This is a genomic window from Pseudidiomarina tainanensis, from assembly GCF_900115255.1.
Taxonomy (GTDB): Bacteria; Pseudomonadota; Gammaproteobacteria; order Enterobacterales; family Alteromonadaceae; genus Pseudidiomarina; species Pseudidiomarina tainanensis.
Genome location: NZ_FOYU01000003.1, coordinates 263980 through 285851, shown reverse-complemented (window position 1 = coordinate 285851; position 21872 = coordinate 263980). Strand labels below are relative to the sequence as shown.

24 protein-coding genes are annotated in these 21872 nt (G+C 47.4%); 15 read left to right on the top strand and 9 right to left on the bottom strand.

Features of this window, described 5'->3' with window-relative positions:
- Positions 1-71: 71 nt before the first annotated feature.
- The 6 genes from BM292_RS09985 to BM292_RS09960 all read right to left on the bottom strand — a co-directional run bounded on the left by BM292_RS09985 (position 72) and on the right by BM292_RS09960 (position 6525).
- Positions 72-974 carry a ParB/RepB/Spo0J family partition protein gene (locus BM292_RS09985; protein ID WP_092858133.1) on the bottom strand — a complete coding sequence of 301 codons (903 nt, stop codon included), beginning with the start codon at positions 972-974 and terminating at the stop codon, positions 72-74.
- 14 nt (positions 975-988) lie between these two features.
- Positions 989-1786, bottom strand: coding sequence for a ParA family protein (locus BM292_RS09980; protein ID WP_092858131.1), 798 nt, complete (start codon positions 1784-1786; stop codon positions 989-991).
- Between the two features lie 4 nt (positions 1787-1790).
- Positions 1791-2411, bottom strand: coding sequence for a 16S rRNA (guanine(527)-N(7))-methyltransferase RsmG (gene rsmG, locus BM292_RS09975; protein WP_092858129.1), 621 nt, complete (start codon positions 2409-2411; stop codon positions 1791-1793).
- A gap of 3 nt (positions 2412-2414) precedes the next feature.
- The gene (mnmG, locus tag BM292_RS09970; RefSeq protein ID WP_092858127.1) at positions 2415-4316 is read right to left on the bottom strand and encodes a tRNA uridine-5-carboxymethylaminomethyl(34) synthesis enzyme MnmG; all 1902 of its coding nucleotides are present in this window, start codon (positions 4314-4316) and stop codon (positions 2415-2417) included.
- A gap of 362 nt (positions 4317-4678) precedes the next feature.
- Positions 4679-5128 (bottom strand): flavodoxin domain-containing protein, encoded by a 450-nt coding sequence (locus BM292_RS09965; RefSeq protein WP_092858125.1) that lies wholly within the window; start codon positions 5126-5128, stop codon positions 4679-4681.
- An 11-nt stretch (positions 5129-5139) separates the two neighbouring features.
- Positions 5140-6525 carry a sensor domain-containing diguanylate cyclase gene (locus BM292_RS09960; protein WP_281247511.1) on the bottom strand — a complete coding sequence of 462 codons (1386 nt, stop codon included), beginning with the start codon at positions 6523-6525 and terminating at the stop codon, positions 5140-5142.
- 220 nt (positions 6526-6745) lie between these two features.
- Between BM292_RS09960 and BM292_RS09955 the strand changes: the two genes are divergently transcribed.
- The 5 genes from BM292_RS09955 to BM292_RS09935 are packed head-to-tail and all read left to right on the top strand — an operon-like array spanning position 6746 to position 12087.
- On the top strand, positions 6746-9202 hold the full coding sequence (locus BM292_RS09955) for a M1 family metallopeptidase (RefSeq protein WP_092858121.1): 2457 nt from the start codon (positions 6746-6748) through the stop codon (positions 9200-9202).
- Between the two features lie 6 nt (positions 9203-9208).
- Positions 9209-9706, top strand: coding sequence for a DUF6702 family protein (locus tag BM292_RS09950; protein ID WP_092858119.1), 498 nt, complete (start codon positions 9209-9211; stop codon positions 9704-9706).
- 15 nt (positions 9707-9721) lie between these two features.
- The gene (locus BM292_RS09945; RefSeq protein ID WP_092858117.1) at positions 9722-10183 is read left to right on the top strand and encodes a hypothetical protein; all 462 of its coding nucleotides are present in this window, start codon (positions 9722-9724) and stop codon (positions 10181-10183) included.
- On the top strand, positions 10180-11253 hold the full coding sequence (locus tag BM292_RS09940; protein WP_092858115.1) for a PQQ-dependent sugar dehydrogenase: 1074 nt from the start codon (positions 10180-10182) through the stop codon (positions 11251-11253). The genes BM292_RS09945 and BM292_RS09940 overlap by 4 nt, the downstream gene beginning before the upstream one ends.
- A 15-nt stretch (positions 11254-11268) precedes the next feature.
- Positions 11269-12087 carry a S1/P1 nuclease gene (locus BM292_RS09935; protein ID WP_092858113.1) on the top strand — a complete coding sequence of 273 codons (819 nt, stop codon included), beginning with the start codon at positions 11269-11271 and terminating at the stop codon, positions 12085-12087.
- Here BM292_RS09935 and BM292_RS09930 read toward each other — a convergent pair.
- The 3 genes from BM292_RS09930 to flgA form a co-directional block, all read right to left on the bottom strand.
- On the bottom strand, positions 12084-12542 hold the full coding sequence (locus BM292_RS09930) for a flagellar protein FlgN (protein WP_092858111.1): 459 nt from the start codon (positions 12540-12542) through the stop codon (positions 12084-12086). The two genes, BM292_RS09935 and BM292_RS09930, sit on opposite strands and share 4 nt — an antisense overlap.
- A gap of 6 nt (positions 12543-12548) precedes the next feature.
- Positions 12549-12821, bottom strand: coding sequence for a flagellar biosynthesis anti-sigma factor FlgM (gene flgM / locus BM292_RS09925; protein WP_165383854.1), 273 nt, complete (start codon positions 12819-12821; stop codon positions 12549-12551).
- 88 nt (positions 12822-12909) lie between these two features.
- On the bottom strand, positions 12910-13644 hold the full coding sequence (gene flgA, locus BM292_RS09920) for a flagellar basal body P-ring formation chaperone FlgA (RefSeq protein WP_092858107.1): 735 nt from the start codon (positions 13642-13644) through the stop codon (positions 12910-12912).
- A 155-nt stretch (positions 13645-13799) separates the two neighbouring features.
- Here flgA and flgB point away from each other — a divergent pair, with 155 nt between their 5' ends.
- The 10 genes from flgB to flgK are packed head-to-tail and all read left to right on the top strand — an operon-like array spanning position 13800 to position 21859.
- Positions 13800-14204: a flagellar basal body rod protein FlgB gene (flgB, locus tag BM292_RS09915; RefSeq protein ID WP_092858105.1), complete on the top strand. Its 405-nt coding sequence runs from the start codon at positions 13800-13802 to the stop codon at positions 14202-14204.
- A gap of 12 nt (positions 14205-14216) precedes the next feature.
- Positions 14217-14621, top strand: coding sequence for a flagellar basal body rod protein FlgC (gene flgC / locus BM292_RS09910; RefSeq protein WP_092858103.1), 405 nt, complete (start codon positions 14217-14219; stop codon positions 14619-14621).
- 10 nt (positions 14622-14631) lie between these two features.
- Positions 14632-15309 (top strand): flagellar hook assembly protein FlgD, encoded by a 678-nt coding sequence (locus BM292_RS09905; protein ID WP_092858100.1) that lies wholly within the window; start codon positions 14632-14634, stop codon positions 15307-15309.
- An 11-nt stretch (positions 15310-15320) separates the two neighbouring features.
- Complete coding sequence (gene flgE / locus BM292_RS09900; protein ID WP_092858098.1) at positions 15321-16505, top strand: flagellar hook protein FlgE; 1185 nt, start codon at positions 15321-15323, stop codon at positions 16503-16505.
- A 40-nt stretch (positions 16506-16545) separates the two neighbouring features.
- On the top strand, positions 16546-17289 hold the full coding sequence (locus tag BM292_RS09895) for a flagellar basal-body rod protein FlgF (protein WP_092858096.1): 744 nt from the start codon (positions 16546-16548) through the stop codon (positions 17287-17289).
- A 25-nt stretch (positions 17290-17314) separates the two neighbouring features.
- Positions 17315-18097: a flagellar basal-body rod protein FlgG gene (flgG, locus tag BM292_RS09890; RefSeq protein ID WP_092858094.1), complete on the top strand. Its 783-nt coding sequence runs from the start codon at positions 17315-17317 to the stop codon at positions 18095-18097.
- Positions 18098-18117: 20 nt separating this feature from the next.
- On the top strand, positions 18118-18780 hold the full coding sequence (locus tag BM292_RS09885; RefSeq protein ID WP_092858092.1) for a flagellar basal body L-ring protein FlgH: 663 nt from the start codon (positions 18118-18120) through the stop codon (positions 18778-18780).
- Positions 18781-18794: 14 nt separating this feature from the next.
- On the top strand, positions 18795-19889 hold the full coding sequence (locus BM292_RS09880) for a flagellar basal body P-ring protein FlgI (RefSeq protein ID WP_092858090.1): 1095 nt from the start codon (positions 18795-18797) through the stop codon (positions 19887-19889).
- Entirely contained in the window at positions 19889-20203 is a 315-nt protein-coding gene (locus BM292_RS09875) for a rod-binding protein (RefSeq protein ID WP_092858088.1), read from the top strand. The genes BM292_RS09880 and BM292_RS09875 overlap by 1 nt, the downstream gene beginning before the upstream one ends.
- Positions 20204-20254: 51 nt before the next feature.
- On the top strand, positions 20255-21859 hold the full coding sequence (gene flgK, locus BM292_RS09870; protein ID WP_092858086.1) for a flagellar hook-associated protein FlgK: 1605 nt from the start codon (positions 20255-20257) through the stop codon (positions 21857-21859).
- The last annotated feature ends 13 nt before the right edge of the window (positions 21860-21872 follow it).

Here is a 21872-nt window from a genome sequence, read left to right as displayed (position 1 = left end):
GCTAAAAACCTCGGTTAAAAGCCCGCGATAGTATAAAGATTTGGCGTTGAATTGCAAACAAATTGGGATGGTTAGCTATCGTGCTCTAATTGAAGGTGAGTAAGTATGCCGTCGAGCTCATCTAAGCTACTGTAATTAATGACAACTTTGCCTTTTCCTTTGCGACCATGATTAATCGCAACGGCGGCACCAAGGCGCTCACTTAAGCGCTTTTCAAGACGCTGGATATCGGCGTCAGGCTGTGGTTTTGCTGGTTTCTCTTTACTTGGCTCAAGCGCCAAACGAACCACTTTCTCAGCCTCACGTACCGTCATGCCTTTAGCCGCAATCAAACGGGCGATTTCAGCCTGAGGTTCGCCCTCAAGAGCAAGCAATAATTTAGCATGACCTAATTCAATGTCACCGCGCTCGAGCAAGGTTTTCGTTTCTTGCTGCAAGTTATTTAAACGCAGCAAGTTAGTCACCGTTGCACGTGATTTACCCACGGCGTCAGCAACTTCTTGATGGGTTAATTGGAATTCTGTTAATAAACGCTGAAGTGCGGTCGCTTCTTCCATCGCATTGAGATCTTCACGCTGAATATTCTCAATCAGTGCGATTGCCACCGCAGCTTCATCAGGTACGGGTTTAATTAAACACGGAACTTCTTGCAGACGCGCCATTTGCGCTGCACGCCAGCGCCGCTCACCAGCAATGATTTCATACTTTTCATGAGCGACTTCACGCACCACTATCGGCTGGATAATGCCTTGCGCTTTAATCGACGCAGCTAAATCTTCCAGCGCCTCAGGAGTCATGTCTTTACGAGGTTGGTATTTTCCAGGTTGCAACCACTCAATCGGTAACTTTTGCAGTTCACCTTTCGTGTAATCAACTTCAGGTACACTGTCGTGTTGCTCTTTATCGCGAGCAGTTTTGCTGGTGGTTAATAACGCGTCAAGACCGCGTCCAAGTCCTCGTTTTTTTGCAGACATAAAGCGTTTTTTCCTTAAGCTTCAGCCGCTGCTTCGGCCTTTTTTTGTTGTTCAGCACGGCGTATCAGTTCACCCGCAAGTGCTAGGTAGGCTTTCGCACCAGCGGACGATTTATCGTAATACATTGCAGGCGAGCCAAAACTCGGGGCTTCTGCTAATCGTACATTGCGTGGAATGACCGTGCGATAGACTTTTTCGCCAAAATGGTTTTTCAACTGCTCTGATACATCGTTGGCAAGTCGGTTGCGCGGATCATACATAGTACGCAGAATTCCCTCGATTGTTAAGCGTGGGTTTACCGCTTCGGCTAAACGCTCGATGGTATCCATCAGCGCCGTTAAACCTTCAAGCGCAAAATATTCGCACTGCATGGGCACCAATACTGAGTCAGCTGCCGCCATGGCGTTAACGGTCAACATGCTCAACGACGGTGGGCAATCGATAAAGATAAAATCGTATTGATCAACAACGGGCTTCAACGCATTTGCTAAACGCTGTTCGCGTGCAAACTCTTCCATTAATTTAATATCGGCAGCTGTGGTGTCGCTATTCGCAGCAATCAAGTGATACTTGCCGTTGGTTTCACGAATGATGACGTCTTGCGCAGGCTTTTGCTCAACCAATAACTCGTACGCGGTATTTTCAACGTCATATTTATCAACGCCGCTACCCATGGTTGCGTTGCCTTGCGGATCAAGATCAATGAGTAAAACTTTCCGACGTGTTGCCGCCATTGATGCAGCTAAATTTACCGCCGTGGTGGTTTTGCCCACGCCGCCTTTTTGGTTGGCAATCGCAATAATTCTGCCCACAGGACTAACCTCTCGTTGTTATTATGACCAAATGACGTTCGCCATCGGCGTCGGGAACCTGTAATCGAATAATATCTTCAACATGAAACTGCGGCGGTAAATGCTCTAATTCAGCCGCTGGATAGACGCCCTTCAAGGAATAAAACTTACCATGTTCGTTTGGCAAATGTTCACACCAATTCAGCATATCATCAAGCGAGGCAAACGCTCTACTTATCACCCCATGAAATTTTAGGTCAGGTTGATAGTCTTCTACACGACTTTGCACAGCCGTTACATTCTTAAGGCCTAATTCGTGACAAACCTGACGAATAAAGCGAATTCGTTTACCCAAACTGTCGAGTAACACAAATTCTTTTTCTGGTGCCGCAATGGCCAACGGTAAGCCAGGTAAACCAGGTCCAGTACCCACATCAATAAATCGCTGTCCTTGCAAATGCGGCAATACAACAAGGCTATCCATGATGTGGCGGCTCAGCATTTGGCGCGGATCACGAACCGACGTTAAGTTATACGCTTTATTCCATTTATGCAGTAATTCAACCAGTTTGACCAGCTGTTGTTGTTGCGTATCGGTTATCTCAAGCGCAGTTTTTGCGAGTAATTGTTGTAATTGTGACAGCATGATTTAAGCGCTTTTACGCAACAGTCCTTGTTTCTTAAGATGAACGAGTAGCATTGAAATTGCCGCTGGTGTAATGCCCGAAATACGCGATGCTTTACCCACGGTTTCAGGTTGATGTTGATTCAGTTTCGCCACCACCTCGTTGGACAAGCCTTTGATGGTTGCATAGTCAAAGTTATGTGGCAGCTGCGTGTTTTCATGGCGCTGTTGCTTCGCAATTTCGTCTTGCTGACGCGCAATATAGCCTGCGTACTTGGTTTGAATTTCGACCTGCTCAGCCGCTTTTTCATCACTTAAACCAGGGCCAATACTCTCAATTTTCATCAGATCAGCGTACGTGATTTCCGGACGGCGTAATAACTCTTCACCATTCACTTCACGAGTAATTGGTGTTTTAACTAGAGCGTTTACTTCAGCAACTGCTGGATGATCTTTGTGGATCCATGTGGTGCGCAAGCGCTGCTGTTCTTGTTCAATCGCTTCCATTTTGGCATTGAATGCCGCCCAACGCGTATCATCAACTAAGCCAAGCTGACGGCCGGTTTCCGTTAAGCGCATATCGGCATTATCTTCGCGCAATAACAAACGATATTCAGCACGCGAGGTGAACATACGGTACGGTTCTTTGGTGCCGAGTGTACTGAGATCATCGATTAAAACACCCATATACGATTGATCGCGGCGCGGCGCCCAACCATCTTTGCCTTGTACTTGCAGTGCGGCATTGGTACCGGCAACAAGCCCTTGCGCACCAGCTTCTTCATAGCCTGTTGTACCGTTAATTTGGCCGGCAAAGAACAAACCATGAATGTGCTTCGTTTCAAGTGTTTGTTTTAAATCACGTGGATCAAAGTAATCATATTCAATGGCGTAACCAGGACGTGTGATATGGGCGTTTTCAAAGCCTTTTATTGACCGTACTAACGCAACCTGAACATCAAAAGGCAAACTGGTCGAAATACCATTTGGATACAGCTCATTGGTATTGAGGCCTTCAGGTTCAACGAAAATTTGGTGCGCATCTTTATCGCTAAAGCGCATCACTTTATCTTCAATCGATGGACAGTATCGTGGTCCAACACCTTCAATAACGCCAGAGTACATTGGTGAACGGTCTAAGCCTCCATGAATAATTTCATGGGTGCGTAAATTGGTGTGCGTGATGTAACAGGAAATTTGCTGCGGATGATCCGCTTGTGATCCCATAAACGAAAATACTGGAGTTGGCGTATCACCTGGTTGTTCTTGCATGACGCTGAAATCAACGGTTTTTGCATCAATACGCGGTGGTGTACCGGTTTTTAACCGATCAACGCGCAACGGTAGTTCGCGTAATCGTTTCGCTAGATTATTTGCTGGAGGATCGCCAGCTCGACCACCTTGATAATTATTTAAACCAATATGAATTTGACCGCCTAAGAACGTGCCTACTGTTAAAACAACTGTTTTCGCAGAGAACTTTAAGCCCATTTGGGTGACCACACCAACAACGCGATCATTTTCAACGATCAGATCGTCACAAGCTTGCTGGAACAAGCTTAAATTTGGTTGATTCTCCAACATGTGACGAATGGCTGCTTTGTAAAGTGCACGATCAGCTTGTGCTCGAGTTGCGCGTACAGCAGGGCCTTTGGATGAATTCAGCGTACGAAACTGAATGCCAGCTAAATCAGCTGCATGTGCCATAGCACCACCAAGCGCATCAATTTCTTTCACTAAATGGCCTTTACCGATTCCACCAATAGCTGGGTTACACGACATTTGACCTAAAGTGTCAATGTTGTGCGTCAGTAACAGCGTTGCACAGCCCATACGAGCTGAAGCGAGAGCTGCTTCTGTGCCTGCGTGTCCACCACCAATGACAATAACGTCGTAATGCTGATGGTAAGAAGAGGTGTTTGGCATACTGAGCGATCCTAGAATTTAATCTGCATGAATGTAAAACGTAGCCGGCTATTTTAACCTGATTTAAGCAAGATCAAAACGGTTAAATTCTATTCGTGAAAAGCCTAAGGATCTAATCAATTAATTAAGATCTTTTTTTTTGATCTTTTATTACTCTTATTCTTAGGATCAGAAATTGTGTGGATAACTGCATCAAGGCGTTATGTGTTAAGGATCACAACGATCATCAAAGATGTGATTTGATCATGATCCTTCCGGTGATCAAACAGTGGATAACTAGTAGTGTTATCCACAAGGTAAGTTATTCACAGAGTTATTCAGTGGGTATAAACAGAGTTAAACCGATCTTATACAAGGATTATTCACATAGATTGAATAAAAGATTGTAGCCATGTTGATGAATTTTCGTCCGGATCATCTTGTGACATGTCAATTTCAAGATGGCTGATCAGACGTTTTGCACCCAGAATCGCAAGCATGGCATCACAATCGCGACCGGCAGCACAGAAGGTATCGTAACAGCTATCGCCAACTGCTATAACGCCGTAGCGAAGCTCGTTTAATTGGGGTTTGTGCTGGTGGAGTTCTTCCGCAAAATCGAGCATGGAATCGGCATATTCACCGGCACCATGACTGGCGACACAGCAAAGCCAAACTGATTGCTCGGTTAAACCTTCGACTAATTCAGAATAATCTGGTTCGTAGTGCAAGGCGGTGCTAAACCCGGCTTCTTTTAGTTGGTTTGACAGTTGGTCAGCAAGGTATTCTGTATTACCAGACGTGGTAGCAACAAGGATATCAATGTTTTGCATAAATGGCTCTCTTAACTGATGGCCACGACTTTGTTGCGACCCTCTTGTTTTGCTTGTTGTAAGGCTCGCGTGGCGCGCTCTACGGTTTCTTCAATTGCTTCACCAAATTGTACTTGGGCAACACCAAAGCTGCCACGTATTGGTAAAATTAAATCATCTATATGAAGGACAGGTAATTTATGCCGAAGTTCGTTGGCGCGCTTGGTTGCGGCATCGATATCGAGATTCGGCATAAAGACAACAAAGATATCTTGCTCACAACGACAGAGAATCTCACTGTCACGTAATTCGTTTTTCATGATCTGTGCGGAATCTATCAGCACTTGATCGCCAATCGCTTCACCGTAGTCGTCATTAATTTTTTTGAAGTGGTCGAGATTGTACATCGCAATACTGTGATTTTGATTTGGTCGCGATGATTTAACGACTTGGTTCACTAAGGTTTTAAACAGCCATTTTGTCGGCAGATTCGTGAGTAGATCCACCATGCTCATTTCTTGCAACTGAATATTACGTTGAATCAGTGCGGGCACGGCAACCGCGAAATACGAAATTGCGGCTGTCATATAGAGTGCAAATTGGTAGGTGATTGCTTGATCGGTTACATTAAATAAGCCCACGCCAAAAGCCATGATGACGGTAATGACAACCAGACTTGTTGTCGCAAACGACGTTCGTTCGGTAAGCACAATCCACAATTGAGGTATGGTAACAAAGAACACGAAATAGGCGATGCCTGGATGCGTGAGTTGGCTATCAAGCAGGAGAATGCCAATGACAGCGGCTGCAGCGACACAGAGTTTGAATAAAAATGGCTTTAGATTAGCGCTTAATTTACGGTCGTGAGCGTAGAACTCTTCTAGCCATGCCAATCTGGTGTTTGTAAATTTAGGCAGAATTAAGCACATGAGCGGTGCGATAACCATCACGCCAACAAGATCGCCAAGCCACCATGCAAACCAGCCTTCTTCTATTATGTTGTCGTATGTTTCGGTGGTGAATTCCCAAACGAATAAGCCAGCTATTGCGGCACATAACGCAGATACGGCGTAAATCACGAGTAATCCGATAATTCGAATCGGTAGCCCATGCTGGATGAAATGACTCAACCAATATCGTGCCGCTAACCCGCCTAACCCATAGGGAACGGTATGAGCGAGAGCAAACAATATTGCGGCTGCAAGGTGTGCCGGATCAAGGCCTTGCTGTAGTTGCTCAGTAAATCTAAATGAAAGGAAAAAGACGGCTAAGAAAATCGGAATAAACGCGCGTTTTCCAAATATTAAAAAGGCAGCAATAGATATGCCTGCTGGCATATACCAGAGACTGATAAATTCCGCAAAAGCCATGATTGTTGAAGCGTAAAATGTGCCGATCCAGAGAAAAAAGAGAAGCACGTAGGCGCTGGGTTTCACGGAAAAATCCTCGAGTTCGCTGTTATTTGTGCTTTGAAATACCAAATGTAAAGGGGATTGTTGCACTATTTTTATTCGACTGACAAGGTTTTAAGTGGACAAGAAAGCGACCAATAACCGATTTTTCCCTGTCAACGCAATGGAGCGATGCATCGGAACTTGCTAAAGTAGCGTGACGCGCGCTAACTAAAAGAGAACTAACATGAATAAATCGCTCATTCTGATTGCGACAGGACTTGTCGCTTCGTTTTTCATAAATATTGCTGAAGCGTCGGCTGTGTCTCAAACCAAAGGGACTTTTGTCGACAAATTCCGTCAGCTTGATGAAGTTTTACCTACCCCAAACGTTTACCGCAGTGCCGCTGGTGAACCTGGCGAGAGTTACTGGCAACAGCAAGCGGATTACACGATTAAAGTTCGCTTAGATGAAGAAAAGCGCCGTATTGATGCGCAAGAAACCATCCAGTATCACAATAATTCGCCATACACGCTGAAATATATCTGGATTCAGCTTGATCAAAACATCTTCCGCTCCGATTCAATCGCTGAGCGTACTGCCACTTTTAATAGCAAACCAGACGTTAACCTTGGTGGCGTTGATAAACCCGCACGGATTACCTTGAACCAACTGCGTCGTCAGCAGTTTATGGCCGATAACGAATTAGGTTTCAGCATTGATAAGGTTGCTGATGGTCGCGGCCGTGGCTTAGAGTTTGTGGTTGTTGGTACCAATATGCGAGTTGATTTGCCAAGCCCACTAAAACCAGGTCAAAAAACAGAATTAGCGATTGATTTTGGTTACAACATCGTGGAAGAAGACGCAGTAGGTGCACGTTCTGGTTATGAACACTTCCCTGATGATGCTCGTGAAGGTGGAAACGATATTTTCTTGTTAGCACAGTGGTATCCGCGTGTTGCTGCCTTTACTGATTATGAAGCATGGACCAATAAAGAATTCTTAGGAAGTGGTGAATTTACACAAGAATTCGGTAATTTCAGCGTTGAAATTGATGTGCCGGCGGACCATATCGTTGCCTCAACAGGGGTACTTACCAACGAACGTGCGGTATTAACGCCAACGCAGCGTGAGCGTTTAGAAGACGCAAAAGATGCTGACAAGCCAGTATTCATTGTGACGCCAGAAGAAGCGTTAGAAAATGAAAAGGCGGGTTCAGATAAACGTAAAGTGTGGAAGTTTGAAGCACAAAACGTGCGTGACTTTGCATGGGCTTCATCGCGTAAATTTATTTGGGATGCACAGGGCTACGAGCAAGGTGGTGATGTCCAACCGTTGGTTATGGCCATGTCGTTCTATCCAAAAGAAGGTGGCGAGCTGTGGGAAAAATATTCCACTGCATCGGTCATCCATACGATGGAAGTCTATTCACGCTTTTCATTTGATTACCCATATCCAACCTCGCAATCGGTCAATGGGCCTGTGGGTGGTATGGAATATCCGATGATTACCTTCAATGGGCCGCGCACAATTTTGCAGGATGACGGTAGTCGTACGTACTCGTTATCGGAAAAGCGCTTCCTGATTGGCGTGGTAATTCATGAAATTGGTCATATCTACTTCCCGATGGTTGTGAACTCAGACGAACGTCAGTGGACGTGGATGGATGAAGGCTTAAATAGCTTCCTTGATGGTGTTGCCGGCCGTGAATGGGATCCAACTATTCCATGGGGCGTAGAGCCGCGTTCAATTGTTGATTATATGAAATCAACTAACCAAGTGCCGATTATGACGCAATCAGATAGCGTCCTTAATTTGGGCCCGAACGCCTATACCAAGCCTGCTGCAGCGTTGAATATTTTGCGTGAAGTAATTCTAGGACGTGAATTATTTGATTATGCATTCAAAGAGTATGCTCAACGCTGGGCGTTTAAGCGTCCAACCCCGGCTGACTTTTTCCGTACCATGGAAGAAGCATCAGGCGTTGATCTTGATTGGTTCTGGCGTGGGTGGTTCTACTCCACTGATCATGTCGATATCAGCCTCGATAAGGTCTATCAATTACAACTGGATACCGAAAATCCTGATATCGATTGGGAACGTCGTCGTCAAGAAGAAGCGAATAAACCGGTATCACTATTTGTGCAACGCAATGAAGCAGAAGGCCGTAAAACTTGGGTTGAAAAGAATCCAGATATTCGTGATTTCCATGATGAAAACGATCGTTTCACAGTAACGAACAAACAACGTAATGCGTACCAGAGCTTCTTAGAGAAACTTGAGCCATGGGAACGTCGTGTGTTTGATCGCGCCATTGCTGAAGATAAAAACTACTATGTTTTAGACTTCAACAATGTGGGCGGTTTGGTTATGCCTATCTTGCTTCAAGTCACTTATGCGGATGGCAGCAAAGAAGACATGTATATTCCTGCTGAAATTTGGCGTCGTAATGCGAAATCTGTGAGTAAATTGATTGTTACCGATAAAGAAGTTCGTGAGTTTGCGGTTGATCCAAACTGGGAAACTGCGGATGTGGATATCGAGAACAACTATTACCCACGTCGTATCATGAAATCTCGTATTGAAGCCTTCAAATGGCAGCGCTCAACTGACCATGTTTCGCGCGACATCATGCAAGATGCGAAAACGAAACTGAAATCAGAACAAGAAAAGTCAGACGAGAAATCGGAAGATCAGGAGTAATCAACAATGCGTCGATTGTTGTTTGCATTGTTGAGTGTGGTGACGATTGGAATGATGAGCGCGGCAAGCGCTCATCAACTTCATACCGCGAGTACCACGGTATTGTTCAATGAACGTACGGGCAATATTGAGGTCTTGCATCGATTCTTCCTGCACGATGCAGAACATGCTGTTAAGCAGCTATTTGATAAAAAAGCCGATATTCATCAACTCGATAGCACACAAGCGCAATTTAGTTCGTATGTGTTTGAACGATTTGGATTGCAAACGTTGAACGGCGAACCGCTCTCATTAAAAGCAGTGGGCTACGAAGTAGATGGCAATAACTTTTGGATTTATCAAGAAACGCCGATTGTTGATGGTTTAAAAGGTTTACGGATTAAACACAAAGCCTTGCATGATCTTTGGCCAAGTCAGCAAAATTTAGTTAATGTTGAAGGTCTAGGCCCTATTCAAAGTGTAACCTTCCGGCAACAAGACGAGTGGCTGGAAGTTCACTTCTAAGTCAGGAGGCATGCCATGGTGCGCATGTTCGTTGCTTTTTTATCTGCTGTTGTTGGTGCCGCATTAGTCGGCACCGTTATTCAAACCCAATTTAATCTCGCCGAAATTACTGCGCTTACGGTCGATGTTGATATGGCTATGCGCATGGATACCATCATTCACGATTTGCTTCACTTCGGTCCAGTGTTTGCGTTGATGCTTACGCCAACTTTGTTAGTCGCTTTTATCGTCGCGCGCGGACTGAGTCTGTGGCGTCCGCAGTTTGAGCGTGGTTGGTTCATTATTGGTGGCGGCCTTGGCCTTGCTTGCACATTTTGGGTGGTCGATAGCCTTGCACCGATGCCAACGCTAATTGCTGCGAACCGGACGCTGGTAGGGTTTTTACTGATGAGTTCGACGGGAGCCTTTGCCGGATGGATTTTCGATAGGCTCTGGCATCCTCAGCCGCGTGAACTTGCTGAGGAGTTACCTGCATGAAACAGCTCATTTTCGCAATATCATCGTTTGTTTTGAGTGCGGTTTCTGCGCAAGCAGCAACCGTTCGCACAGAGGCGATAGCTGATAAGTTAAACTATCCATGGTCGGTCGCTGAGCTTCCAGAGGGTGGGTTTTTGGTGACAGAGCGTTCGGGGCAGTTGCTGTATGTGAGCGACAGTGGTGATAAGCAAGTCATCAAATTAGACCTGCCAGATCTTTATGCGACGGCTCAGGCGGGTTTGTTTGAAGTGTTGTTGACACCAGATTTTGTAACCTCACGCGAACTCGTTATTAGCTATTCATGCGGCACCGAAGACGCCAATAATACCTGTGTTGTGCGTACAAAACTCAGTGCACAGCCTCCATACATTGTCACTAATAGCCAGAACATCTTTACGGCGTTACCGAAAAAGGAAGGCGCCGCCCATTACGGCGCGCGCATGACTTGGCTGGCCGATAACACGCTGTTGGTCGCGCTTGGCGATGGCTTTGTTTATCGTGAGCAAGCACAAAATCTGGATAATCATTTAGGCAAAATTGTTCGCATTACACGCAATGGTAAGGCGCCAGCAGATAATCCATTTTTCCATTCGCAAGCACCAGAAATCTTTAGCTACGGTCACCGCAATGTGCAAGGTCTGATCTATGACCAAGCACGCGATTCGATCTGGCAACATGAACATGGGCCCAAAGGCGGCGATGAATTAAATAAAATTGTAAAGGGCGGGAATTATGGTTGGCCAATTGCTACGTTTGGAATTGACTACACCGGCGCAAAAGTATCGCCTTTTAGTCAACTACCTGGCGTTAAGGCCCCGTTATATCAATGGACGCCATCATTAGCGCCGGCTGGGCTGGCGTTGTATCAAGGCGACTTATTGGTCGCACACTTGGCCGGCAAAAGGTTACAGCGGCTGCGTCTTATTGATGATCAGTGGCAGTTAGAAGGTGACTATTTGCAAGAGCTGAATGCTCGTTTGCGAGCGGTTTATGTCGCGCCGTCAGGGCGTATTTTGGTGCTCACGGACAGCGCTGAGGGAAAGCTCCTACAGGTTAGTTTTGAAGATTAAGGAAGCGGACAACGTATGATGTACTTCAAATTTTTAGGTGTCGCCGCCGTGGCAATAATCATCGCGGCGGTATCAAACACTGCGACCGCTTATGGCAAGCACGGCCATAGCGCGTTCTGTCAGGCGGCGTATGAACTCGCGCAATCTCAAACCCAACAACAGATCGACAGACTGGTTGCACAACACCCAAGTTATAGTGGTTTTGGCAGTTTTTGCAGTTGGGCCGATGATATTAAAAGCGATAAAACATGGGACTGGGCGAAGCCGCACCATTATGTGAATTTTTCGCGTTCTGCAGCCAAAGTAACCGAGCAAGATTGCCCAGTACAAGGCGGTTGTGTACTGAGCGCCATTCAGCATCACTACAATGTTCTCAAACATAACCATGATGATTGGCAAGCGTTGGCATTTTTGGCACATTTCATTGGTGACTTGCATCAACCAATGCACGTGAGTTTTGCGGATGATTTAGGTGGTAACCGCGCACGATTAACCTATTTTGATCAACCAACAAATTTGCATCGGTTATGGGATACCGACATGCTACTTCGTCGTGGCGGCGAAGATACGTCAGCGAAAGCCAAGCAGCTGATTGATGGTCTATCGGTTGAAGCCGCGTTGTCGGTGACACCGGAACAAACCTTAAAGTGGGCAAATGAATCAGCTGCCATTACGCGCCGGATCTATTCAAATTATCGTGAAGGACAAGAGCTCGGCGAAGATTATACAGCACAGTGGGAGCCGGTTCTTGAACAACGGATGCAACAAGGTGCTGAGCGCTTAGCGGCAATTTTGGATGGATTATTTAGCGACGCAGCTAAAACAAAAAATTAAGCTTTGGAATTAAGGCGCTGCGGTGTGGTACCTTGACTACCGTCGGCGCCATACATGGCCGCACTGCCAGTGCCCGCGGCATCGCGCAGAATATTCAGCATTTGCTGATTGTGGTGTAAGCGATGTTGGATAAGTTCGCCGTTGAGGGTATTAAGTTGGGCAATGCGTTGCGTACGTTCTAATAAGTGTTGCCAAATGTCGCTACAGCCGGCTTGTTCTGCTGCCAGTCGGGCACCCGCCGCATCATCACTGAAACCGAGCTTTTGTTGCGCGGTATGGCGTTTAGTTTCGCTCGCCTCAATCGCTTGTTGAATTGTGTGTTTCTGTTCAGCGATTGATTGCAGTTTTTCACCATCAATTTGACCATCACCAAGCAGGCGTTGCTCTTGTTCTAGCAACGTTTGCAGTTGCTCTAAGCGTTCAACTTGATCGGTTAAATGTTGGTGTAAACTCATAACTGCTTAAATACCATCCGTGAGGCTTTTTAATAACGCTTCGGCAATATTGTCCGTATTCATGTTCAATTTGCCGTCACGAATGGCTTCGCGTAACTCTTCAACACGAGCCATGTTGACGTCTTGTGACGCATCTTGCGGGAGCTGACTTAAATGCGTCACCACTTCCGCTTGTTTGGCTTCACCAGCGTTGGCTTTATCAGTTTTCTGCGCTGCTTGTGAGCGACTAGAGTCTGATTGAGTGACGCTGTTAGGTGGTTGATAACCATTGATTTTCACGGGAAATCCCTCGCTATTATTGGCGTTGCTAGTTAAGTTATCGGCACCAACGCTAATTTCTTTAAGATTATTTGCACAGTTTTAACAGTTACTGCGCTGGTCGTGCGCGACCGGCTGCGGTGATTTCCACTCGCAACAATTGTTTGTTATTTAATCGAACGCGAATTATATCACCAATCGCTCCAGTATCCATGGCCTCGCCTGTTCGCGTTATTTGAAATCCGCTACCACTTGCCTCAATCAGCAATTCATCACCAAAATTCACGACGTTGGGACGCGATAACAGATTGGCCTGTAACACGCTATGTTGTGTTAACGACCGCCGTAATTGTTGTCCAAGCGCCTGTGCTATTGCGTTGGGCGTTGCTAATAGTGCGTGGCGCGGTAACTGGCTTAAATCGCCTTGTTGAATCGAAATATCAGTGCGTTGCAGTGTGTGATTCGCCGCTAAATCGCGTGAAGCGACCAAATACTCTCCAGTGGCGATGACATTAATTTGGACATAGCGAGACGTTGGTTGCGCTAAGTCTGTGCAGTGCAACTCAACCATAGTGCGCCCAGCTAAGCGCTGTGGTTGGCGCGTAAAGTGAGCATCAATGGAGGTGCAAGTTTCCAGCGAGCTTAATACAGCTAATGGCGTAATGATGTCGAAGCGGTGGTTCGTTGTTGTCGCGGGTAGATGGTCTGCGACAAGTTTCGCAATGGCTGCGTGACCAGGCACTTTTTGTGTATCAGAAACACTGCCCGCTACCGCGGGTGGGCCCCACAGTATAAGGGTGAACGTAAGCAGCAGCCAGCTTCTGATTGGCGCCTTATTTTGCATTGCAGCTCCGTATCGTCACTCTCAACAACAGCTCGAATTATAGACAGTTCTACAAGTTGGAATCGGCAGAATTGGGGGTAAAAAAAGCGCTTATTCGTTGCTTTGCCTTTACACAAGTCGCAGTACTCTGCAACGTGAACAGGAGGGTCTGCAAAATGATCGACAAGTTAACCAGTGCGTTGCAATTTCAACAACAAACGTTGGCGCTAAGACAACAACGACAAGAAACTTTGGCGGGCAATATTGCCAATGCTGATACGCCGAACTATAAAGCGCGAGATTTCGATTTTACCCAAGAGTTGAAGCGTGCAACCGCGCATCAACAGGGTGCGGTTAAGTTGGCGACAACGCATGCAGGCCACCTCCCACTATCAACCAGTACCAGTGCCGTTGACATGAAATACCGGGTGCCAGCGCAGAGTCGCTTGGATGGTAACACCGTGGATATGGATATGGAACGCGCTCAGTTTTTAGATAACTCGCTGCGCTATCAAGCTGATATTCAGTTTTTAGATGATCGCATCAGTGGCCTGCGTAAAGCCATGCAACCGGAACAATAAGGAAGCAACATTATGGCGATCTTTTCTATTTTAGATATCTCCGGCTCAGCGCTTACCGCGCAATCGCAACGCATGAATGTGGCCGCCAGCAACATGGCGAACGCTAATAGTGTGGCGGGACCAGATGGACAACCTTATAAAGCCAAGCAGGTAATTTTTGAGCAGCAACTGCAGGCCAACGGTGTTGGTGGTGTAAAGGTTAAAGACGTTGTGGAGTCAGAAGCGCCGGCGCGTCGCGAGTACCAACCGGGTCACCCTCTTGCCGATGAGCAAGGCTATGTGACCATGCCGAATGTCGATCCTGTTGCGGAAATGGTCAATATGATTTCTGCATCGCGGTCGTATCAAGCCAACGTGGAAGTGATGAACACCAGCAAAGACCTGTTGATGCGCACACTAACCATCGGTAAAGGCTAAGGAGAGAGCAATGAGTACGATTGATGCAAATGTATTGAATCGGATTAACCAACCCGGCGGTAACGGGCAAGTTGCTTCGAATAGCCAAGAAATGCGCGATAACTTCATGACCTTATTAGTGACCCAGTTGCGCAATCAAGATCCATTGAACCCAATGGAAAACAACGAAATGACCTCGCAGTTGGCGCAAATCAATACCGTGAGCGGCATTGAGTCGCTCAACGACACCATGCAAACCATCAACGGCCAAATGGAAGCCGCGAAAACCATGCAAGCGTCGGCCTTGATAGGTCGCGCCGTGCTCGTGCCGGGTGATCGCATTTTAGTCGGCGGCGAAGGTGAAGTTGGCGCGACACCATTTGGCCTTGAACTCAATGTGCCTGCTGAAAGTGTCAAAGTTAATATTTTCAACGCCAGTGGCATGCTGGTTCGTCGTATGGATTTAGGTAACGTTGGCTCGGGTCCGCAATCGTTCACGTGGGACGGCAAAATGGACGATGGCACAGCCGCACCAGCTGGTGCCTACAACTTTACCGTTGAAGCAACCAATGGTGATGAACAAGTCACCTCAGAGCGCTTCAACTATGCACAAGTTATCGCAGTAAGTATGACAGAAAGCGGTCCTCGCTTAGATTTGGGCGGCATTTTAGAACCCGTTCGTCTTGAAGACATTCGGCAAATTATTTAAGGAGCTCGACCATGGGTTTTTCACAAGCATTATCAGGTTTACGTGCAGCGGCAACCAATCTTGATGTAATTAGTAACAACGTTGCTAACTCGCAGGTAGTCGGCTTTAAAAGCGCGCGTGCGCAATTCTCAGACATTTATGCCAATGCTCAGGTTGGTTTAGGTGTGCGCGTTGCCGGTGTCTTTCAAGATTTTAGCGACGGTAACATTGAAACCACGAACCGTAATATGGATTTGGCCATCAGCGGTAAAGGATTTTTCCGGTTCGAAAATCAAGGCCAGATTGAATATTCTCGCAATGGTCAATTAACCATCGATAAAACCGGTTTTATTGTGAATGCGCAAGGTGCACAACTCACCGGTTACCCACAAGGCGTTGAGTTTGGCGGCCAACCTGAAGTGTTGCGCGTGCCACCGGGTGGCATTCCAGCGCAGGCATCCACTGAGTTGAAGTCGGTATTTAACTTAGATACTAGCGTGCCACTTATTGACCGCGCGACGGTACCTTTCGATCAAGCGAATCCTGATAGTTACTCCTATGCAAACTCAGTAACGCTGTACGATTCACTCGGAAATGCACACCCGAGCATGATGTATTTCACGAAAACCGCTGACAATCAGTGGGAAGTACGCATGTCTCGCGGCGGTGAGCTTGCGCCAGAAGTTGGTCAGATTGATTTTGACAGCAATGGTTTGTTGGTCGGCACCACCAATATGGATGGTTTCACATTTGTACCTGGTGACGGCGCAGCAAACATGTCGATTGCGATGGACGTAACCGGTACCACACAGTTCGCGAACGAGTTTGAGCTGACCTCCATGGAGCAAAACGGCTACATGTCAGGCACCTTGATGCAGGTTGCGGTTGCTGAAGATGGCAGCATCATTGGCACCTACTCGAACGAACAACAAGTAACTCTCGGCACTATCGCTTTGGCAAACTTCCAGAGCCTTGAAGGTTTGAAGTCAGTCGGTAATAACGCATGGATTGAGTCGAAAAACTCCGGTGTGCCAATTTTATCAGTCCCAAGTGAAGGCCAATTTGGCTCCATTATGGCTGGCGCCGTTGAAGCATCAAACGTCGATTTAACCCAAGAGTTGGTGGCCATGATTATTGCGCAGCGTAACTATCAAGCGAACGCGCAAAGTATTAAATCGCAGGATGAAGCACTACAAACCACCATGCAGTTGAAATAATTAAAGCTAGCTTAGGTAGCTAACGAAAGAGGCTTTAGCGATGGATGCCATTTTATACACGGCGATGAATGGGGCACGCCAAACACTCGATGAACAATCGGTGGTGACCCATAACTTGAGTAACGCATCAACCACGGGTTTTCGAGCGCAACTTGCGGCAGCTCGAGCGGTACCAGTGAATGGTGCTGGTGTATTGGACACGCGGGTGGCGGCAGTGACCGCCACTGGTTTGTTTGATACGTCAGCTGGTGCGATTCAAACAACCGAACGTGATTTAGATGTGGCGCTTGATCAAGCCAACTGGTTAGCGGTGCAAACGCCTGCTGGTGAGGCCTATACCAAACGTGGTGATTTGCAGATTGATGCCGACGGGCAACTCATGGTTAACGGCATGCCGGTATTAGGTGACGGTGGCCCGATTTTATTGCCATTGGGCACGCAAGTTTCAATCGGTAACGACGGTACGGTTAGCGGTATCGGTATGGGCGGTAATGCGAATGAGTTGGTTCCGCTTGACCGCATTAAACTAGTTCGTGTTGACCAGCCGAATCAGCTTCAACGCAGCGACGATGGTTGGTTTCGAACTCCGGTCGGTGCCGCGTTGCAACGTGACGAAAATGCACAACTGGTGTCTGGCGCCCTTGAGGGGAGCAACGTGAATACCATCGAAGCCATGGTGGCGATGATTGATACCCAGCGTCGTTATGACCTCAATATGAGTGTGATTACGACAGCCGATGAATCAGCGCAACAGGCGAATAGCTTGCTATCGGTGCGAGGCTAAGCACCGAGTTAAGTGGAGATAAGACATGATTAAATCGTTATGGACAGCTAAAACAGGTTTGACGGCACAACAACAACAGTTGGACGTCATCACCAATAACTTGGCTAACGTGAATACGTCGGGCTTTAAACGTTCGCGCGCTGTTTTTGAAGACTTGCTGTATCAAAACATGCGTCAGCCGGGTGCCATGAATAACGCCCAAGATAGCTTACCTTCTGGTTTGCAGGTCGGTACTGGGGTGCGCGCTGTGGCAACTGAGCGTTTGCACACCCAAGGTAGCTTAAATAATACTGAAAACTCGCGTGATTTGGCGATTAGCGGTAAAGGCTATTTTCAAGTGTTGATGCCAGATGGCTCTATTGCGTACACCCGTGACGGTAGCTTTCAAGTCAACCAAGATGGACAAATGGTGACGGCGAATGGTTTTCCTCTAGAGCCAGCTATTTTTCTTCCAGCTAACGCGATGAGTGTGACCATTGGTCAAGACGGTATCGTCACCGTGACTCAACCAGGCAACACCCAGAATATGCAAGTGGGCCAAATTACTTTAGCAATGTTTATGAATGATGCTGGCCTCGAAGCGCGCGGTGGTAACTTGTACGTCGAAACGCAGGCATCAGGCGCACCTACCGAATCGCTTCCGGGGATGAACGGCGCTGGCACGTTATTTCAAGGCTTCGTTGAGGCTTCTAACGTGAACGTGGTGGAAGAAATGGTCAATATGATTCAAACCCAACGCGCTTACGAAATTAATAGCCGAGCTATTTCGAGTAGTGACGAGATGCTGGCGCGCTTAAGCCAGTTGTAAATTAGCGAGGTAGATTGGTGATGCGCGCGGTATTTATTCTAATAGGTGGTTTGTTGTTGGTGGGGTGCAGTAGCGCGCCGCCAGAACCTGTGGTGGTTGAGCCTTATGCCCCAGTCGTCATTCCAAAAAATGCCGAAGCCGAGCCCAATGGCGCGATTTATCAGGCCAGCAATGGTTATATTCCACTGTTTGAAGACCAACGTCCACGCCGCTCAGGCGACATCATTACGATTGTTCTTGAAGAGCAGGTTAGCGCGACCAAAAATGCCTCATCGCAATCATCTCGGGCAAGTAATCTCGGGATGGATTTAGAAGGCTTACCCGATGCGTTGGAGCAGCTTGCGGAATACGGTTTTAACGTCGGTAGCGCGAATGATTTTGCCGGCTCTGGCGCGAGTAGCGCGTCGAATCAGTTCTCCGGCATTATCACCGTGCAAGTCATGCATGTTTTACCGAATGGTAATTTACGCGTTCGCGGTGAAAAGCAAATCGCGATTAATCAAGGCACCGAATACATTCGCTTCTCTGGCGTGGTGAACCCGCGCAGCATCAATGGACAAAATAGCGTGCTGTCAAGCGCTGTAGCCGATGCACGCCTTGAATACATTGGCGATGGGTATATAAACCAAGCGCAACAACAAGGTTGGTTGCAGCGGTTTTTCAATTACATCGCGCCGTTCTAACGAGGGATTTTGATATGTTGCGACAGCTTATTTTGCTCGCAGTGATTACGGTGACCAGTTGCGGTACTGCTTACGCTGAGCGAATTAAAGATTTAGCCAATTTTGCAGGTGTACGCAGCAACAGTCTGGTTGGTTATGGTTTAGTTGTTGGCCTTGATGGCTCGGGTGACCAAACCATGCAAGCGCCATTTACTGGGCAAAGCATGACCAACATGCTGGCGCAGCTTGGTGTCACTATTCCGCCTGGTACCAACATGCAATTGCGCAATGTCGCCGCTGTGATGGTGACCGCAACTTTGCCCGCCTTTGCCCGTCCGGGACAACAGCTTGATGTGGTGGTTTCGTCGATTGGTAACGCCCGCAGTTTGCGTGGCGGAACGTTATTAATGACGCCACTTAAAGGTGCTGATGGGCAAGTGTATGCCTTGGCACAAGGCAACCTGTTGATTAACGGCGCTAGCGCTGAATCACAAGGTTCATCGGCGGTCATTAATCAGCAAGCCGGTGGTCGTATTTCGAATGGTGCTACCGTTGAACGTCAGGTGGCGCTTGATTTGGCCCGCATGAATCTGCAACTGAACCTCAAAGAAGCAGATTTTACCACCGCACTAAATATGGTCGACCGCATTAACAATGAGTTTGGTTATTCGGTTGCTAGCGCCATTGATGGCGGCTCAATTGAATTGCAAAGCCCTCAAGACGCCAACGATCGCGTACGATTTATGGCTCGAGTTGAAAATATCGATGTGCGCCCAGGTGCGGCCGATCCTCGTGTGGTACTCAATTCACGTACAGGTTCAGTCGTGTTAAGTGGCCCAGTGACATTGCGTCAGGCTGCAGTAGCACATGGTAATTTGTCTGTCACCATTGCCAGCCGTCCGTTTGTGAGCCAACCACCAGCACTGAGTGGCGGGGATACAGTCACTGGCACCGCAGCAGACATCACAATCGAGCAAGAAGAAGCGTCGCTACAAATGGTTGAAGGCGTTGAGCTGATGGAAGTTGTGCAAGCACTGAACAGCTTAGGTGCAACACCGAGTGATCTCATGGCTATTTTGCAGGCGTTGCAAGCCTCCGGCGCACTGCGCGCTGAATTGGAGATTATCTAATGGCGAATTCGGTGAGCTCTGTTGGGTTGGCAATCGACGCGCAGCAACTTAACGAACTTAAAAAGCAAAGTCATGCTCAGCCGCAACAAGCAGCGGCGGAAGCAGCCCGTCAATTTGAAGCCCTGTTTATTCAGCAAATGATGAAAACCATGCGCGAAGCCGGTGGCGAGTCAGAATTATTTAATAGCTCAGCGATGCGAACATACACCGACATGTTCGATCAACAACTCGCGACCGAGGTTGCCGGCAAAGGGATTGGTCTTGCGGATCAGCTGTTGCAGCAATTGCACCAAGAGCAAGGCAAAAAGCCATAAAGTTATTAGCGCTGGTGCCGATAACTTCGGTAACAGTATTAGGGAGCAGGCATGAGTATCTTTTCAATTGGTTTAAGCGGATTACGCGCAGCTCAAACAGGGCTTTATGCCACCAGTGGTAACATCAGTAACGTCAATACACCGGGCTACAATCGTGAAATTGTCCAGCTTGGCGAAAATCGCACCAGCGGTGTATTAGTCAATGGTATTGAGCGCCAATTTAACCAATTTGTCGCAACGCGTTTGAATGCTTCTAGTGGCTCGTTAGCATCACTTGAAACCTATTACAGTCAAGTGCGCCAAATTGATAACCTCCTCTCCGATGATCGCTCCGGCTTAGCGCCGGTGATGCAAGAATTCTTTAATGCACTGGGTCAAATGAACAGTAACCCGGCTGATCCCTCAGCACGTGCCGGCGTGCTTGGTACCGCCAGCACACTTGTGAGCCAATTCAAATCCTTTGATAATTATTTGCAGGATATTGAAAGCAGCGTGAATGGCGAAATAAAGTTTGAAGTGGACACGATTAACACGCTATCGCAGCAAATTAGCTCGTTAAATAAAGAAATTCTGATTGCACGCTCAGGTAACGGCGAAGCGCCAAACAGTTTATTGAACCAGCGCGATAAGATGGTTCATGATTTATCTCAGCGCATTGATGTGCGCGTGCACGAACAAAAATCAGGCTCGTATACCATTTCATTGAATAACGGTTCGCCATTGGTTTCAGGCGACACCGCGTATCAATTGGATGCAGTAACGGACAATGCGGATCCGACCCGCGTCGCGGTTTTTTATAATGACGTGGCGGGAAATCAAATTCAGCTCAAAGAGTCGACCTTTAATCGGGGCAGCTTGAGCGGCTTAATGGAGTTTCGTTCAAAAAGCCTCGACACCATGCGGAATCAACTTGGCCAAATGGTTCGAGTTTTCACCGATGCGTTTAATCAACAACACCAAGCTGGGGTTGATTTAAACCAAGATCCAGGCCAAGCCATGTTTGGTGCTGGCAATCCAGTGGCCTATAGCAACTCGCGCAATACGGGTACAGGTACAGCCTCCGTACAAATTAGCGATGCCACGGCATTGTTGGCGGCAGATTACGATATCAAGTTGACTGATACCGGCTATGAAGTGCGCCGTATGGATAATGGGAAATTAGTGAATGCCACCTTTGATGGTGCCACCGGTACTTTGGCCTTTAACGGGTTAGAAGTGACCATGATCGGCGCAGTGAGTCAAGGTGATAGCTTCCGAGTACGACCTCTGGTGAATCAAGCACAAAGCTTTGAACTGCTGTTATCCGAAGGTTCGCAATTAGCGGCGGCGCAGTCGTCAGCGAGCGGTGATAACCGCAACGGCTTAGCGTTACTTGATTTGCAGAATCAGATGCTAGTGGAAGGCAAGGGTACCTTTAACCAAGCCTATGGCACCATGGTGAGCACACTGGGTAACCAGATAAACGTCGTTCAAGCCAACTTGGCAGCGCAAGAAGGTCTGACTGAGCAATTAACGGCGCTACAACAATCCGAGTCAGGTGTGAACCTCGACGAAGAAGCAGCTAATTTGATTCGCTTCCAACAATATTATCAAGCCAACGCCAAAGTGATTGAGACCGGAACAACGATTCTCGATACCATTTTGCAATTGCGCTAACCAGACAACGCGG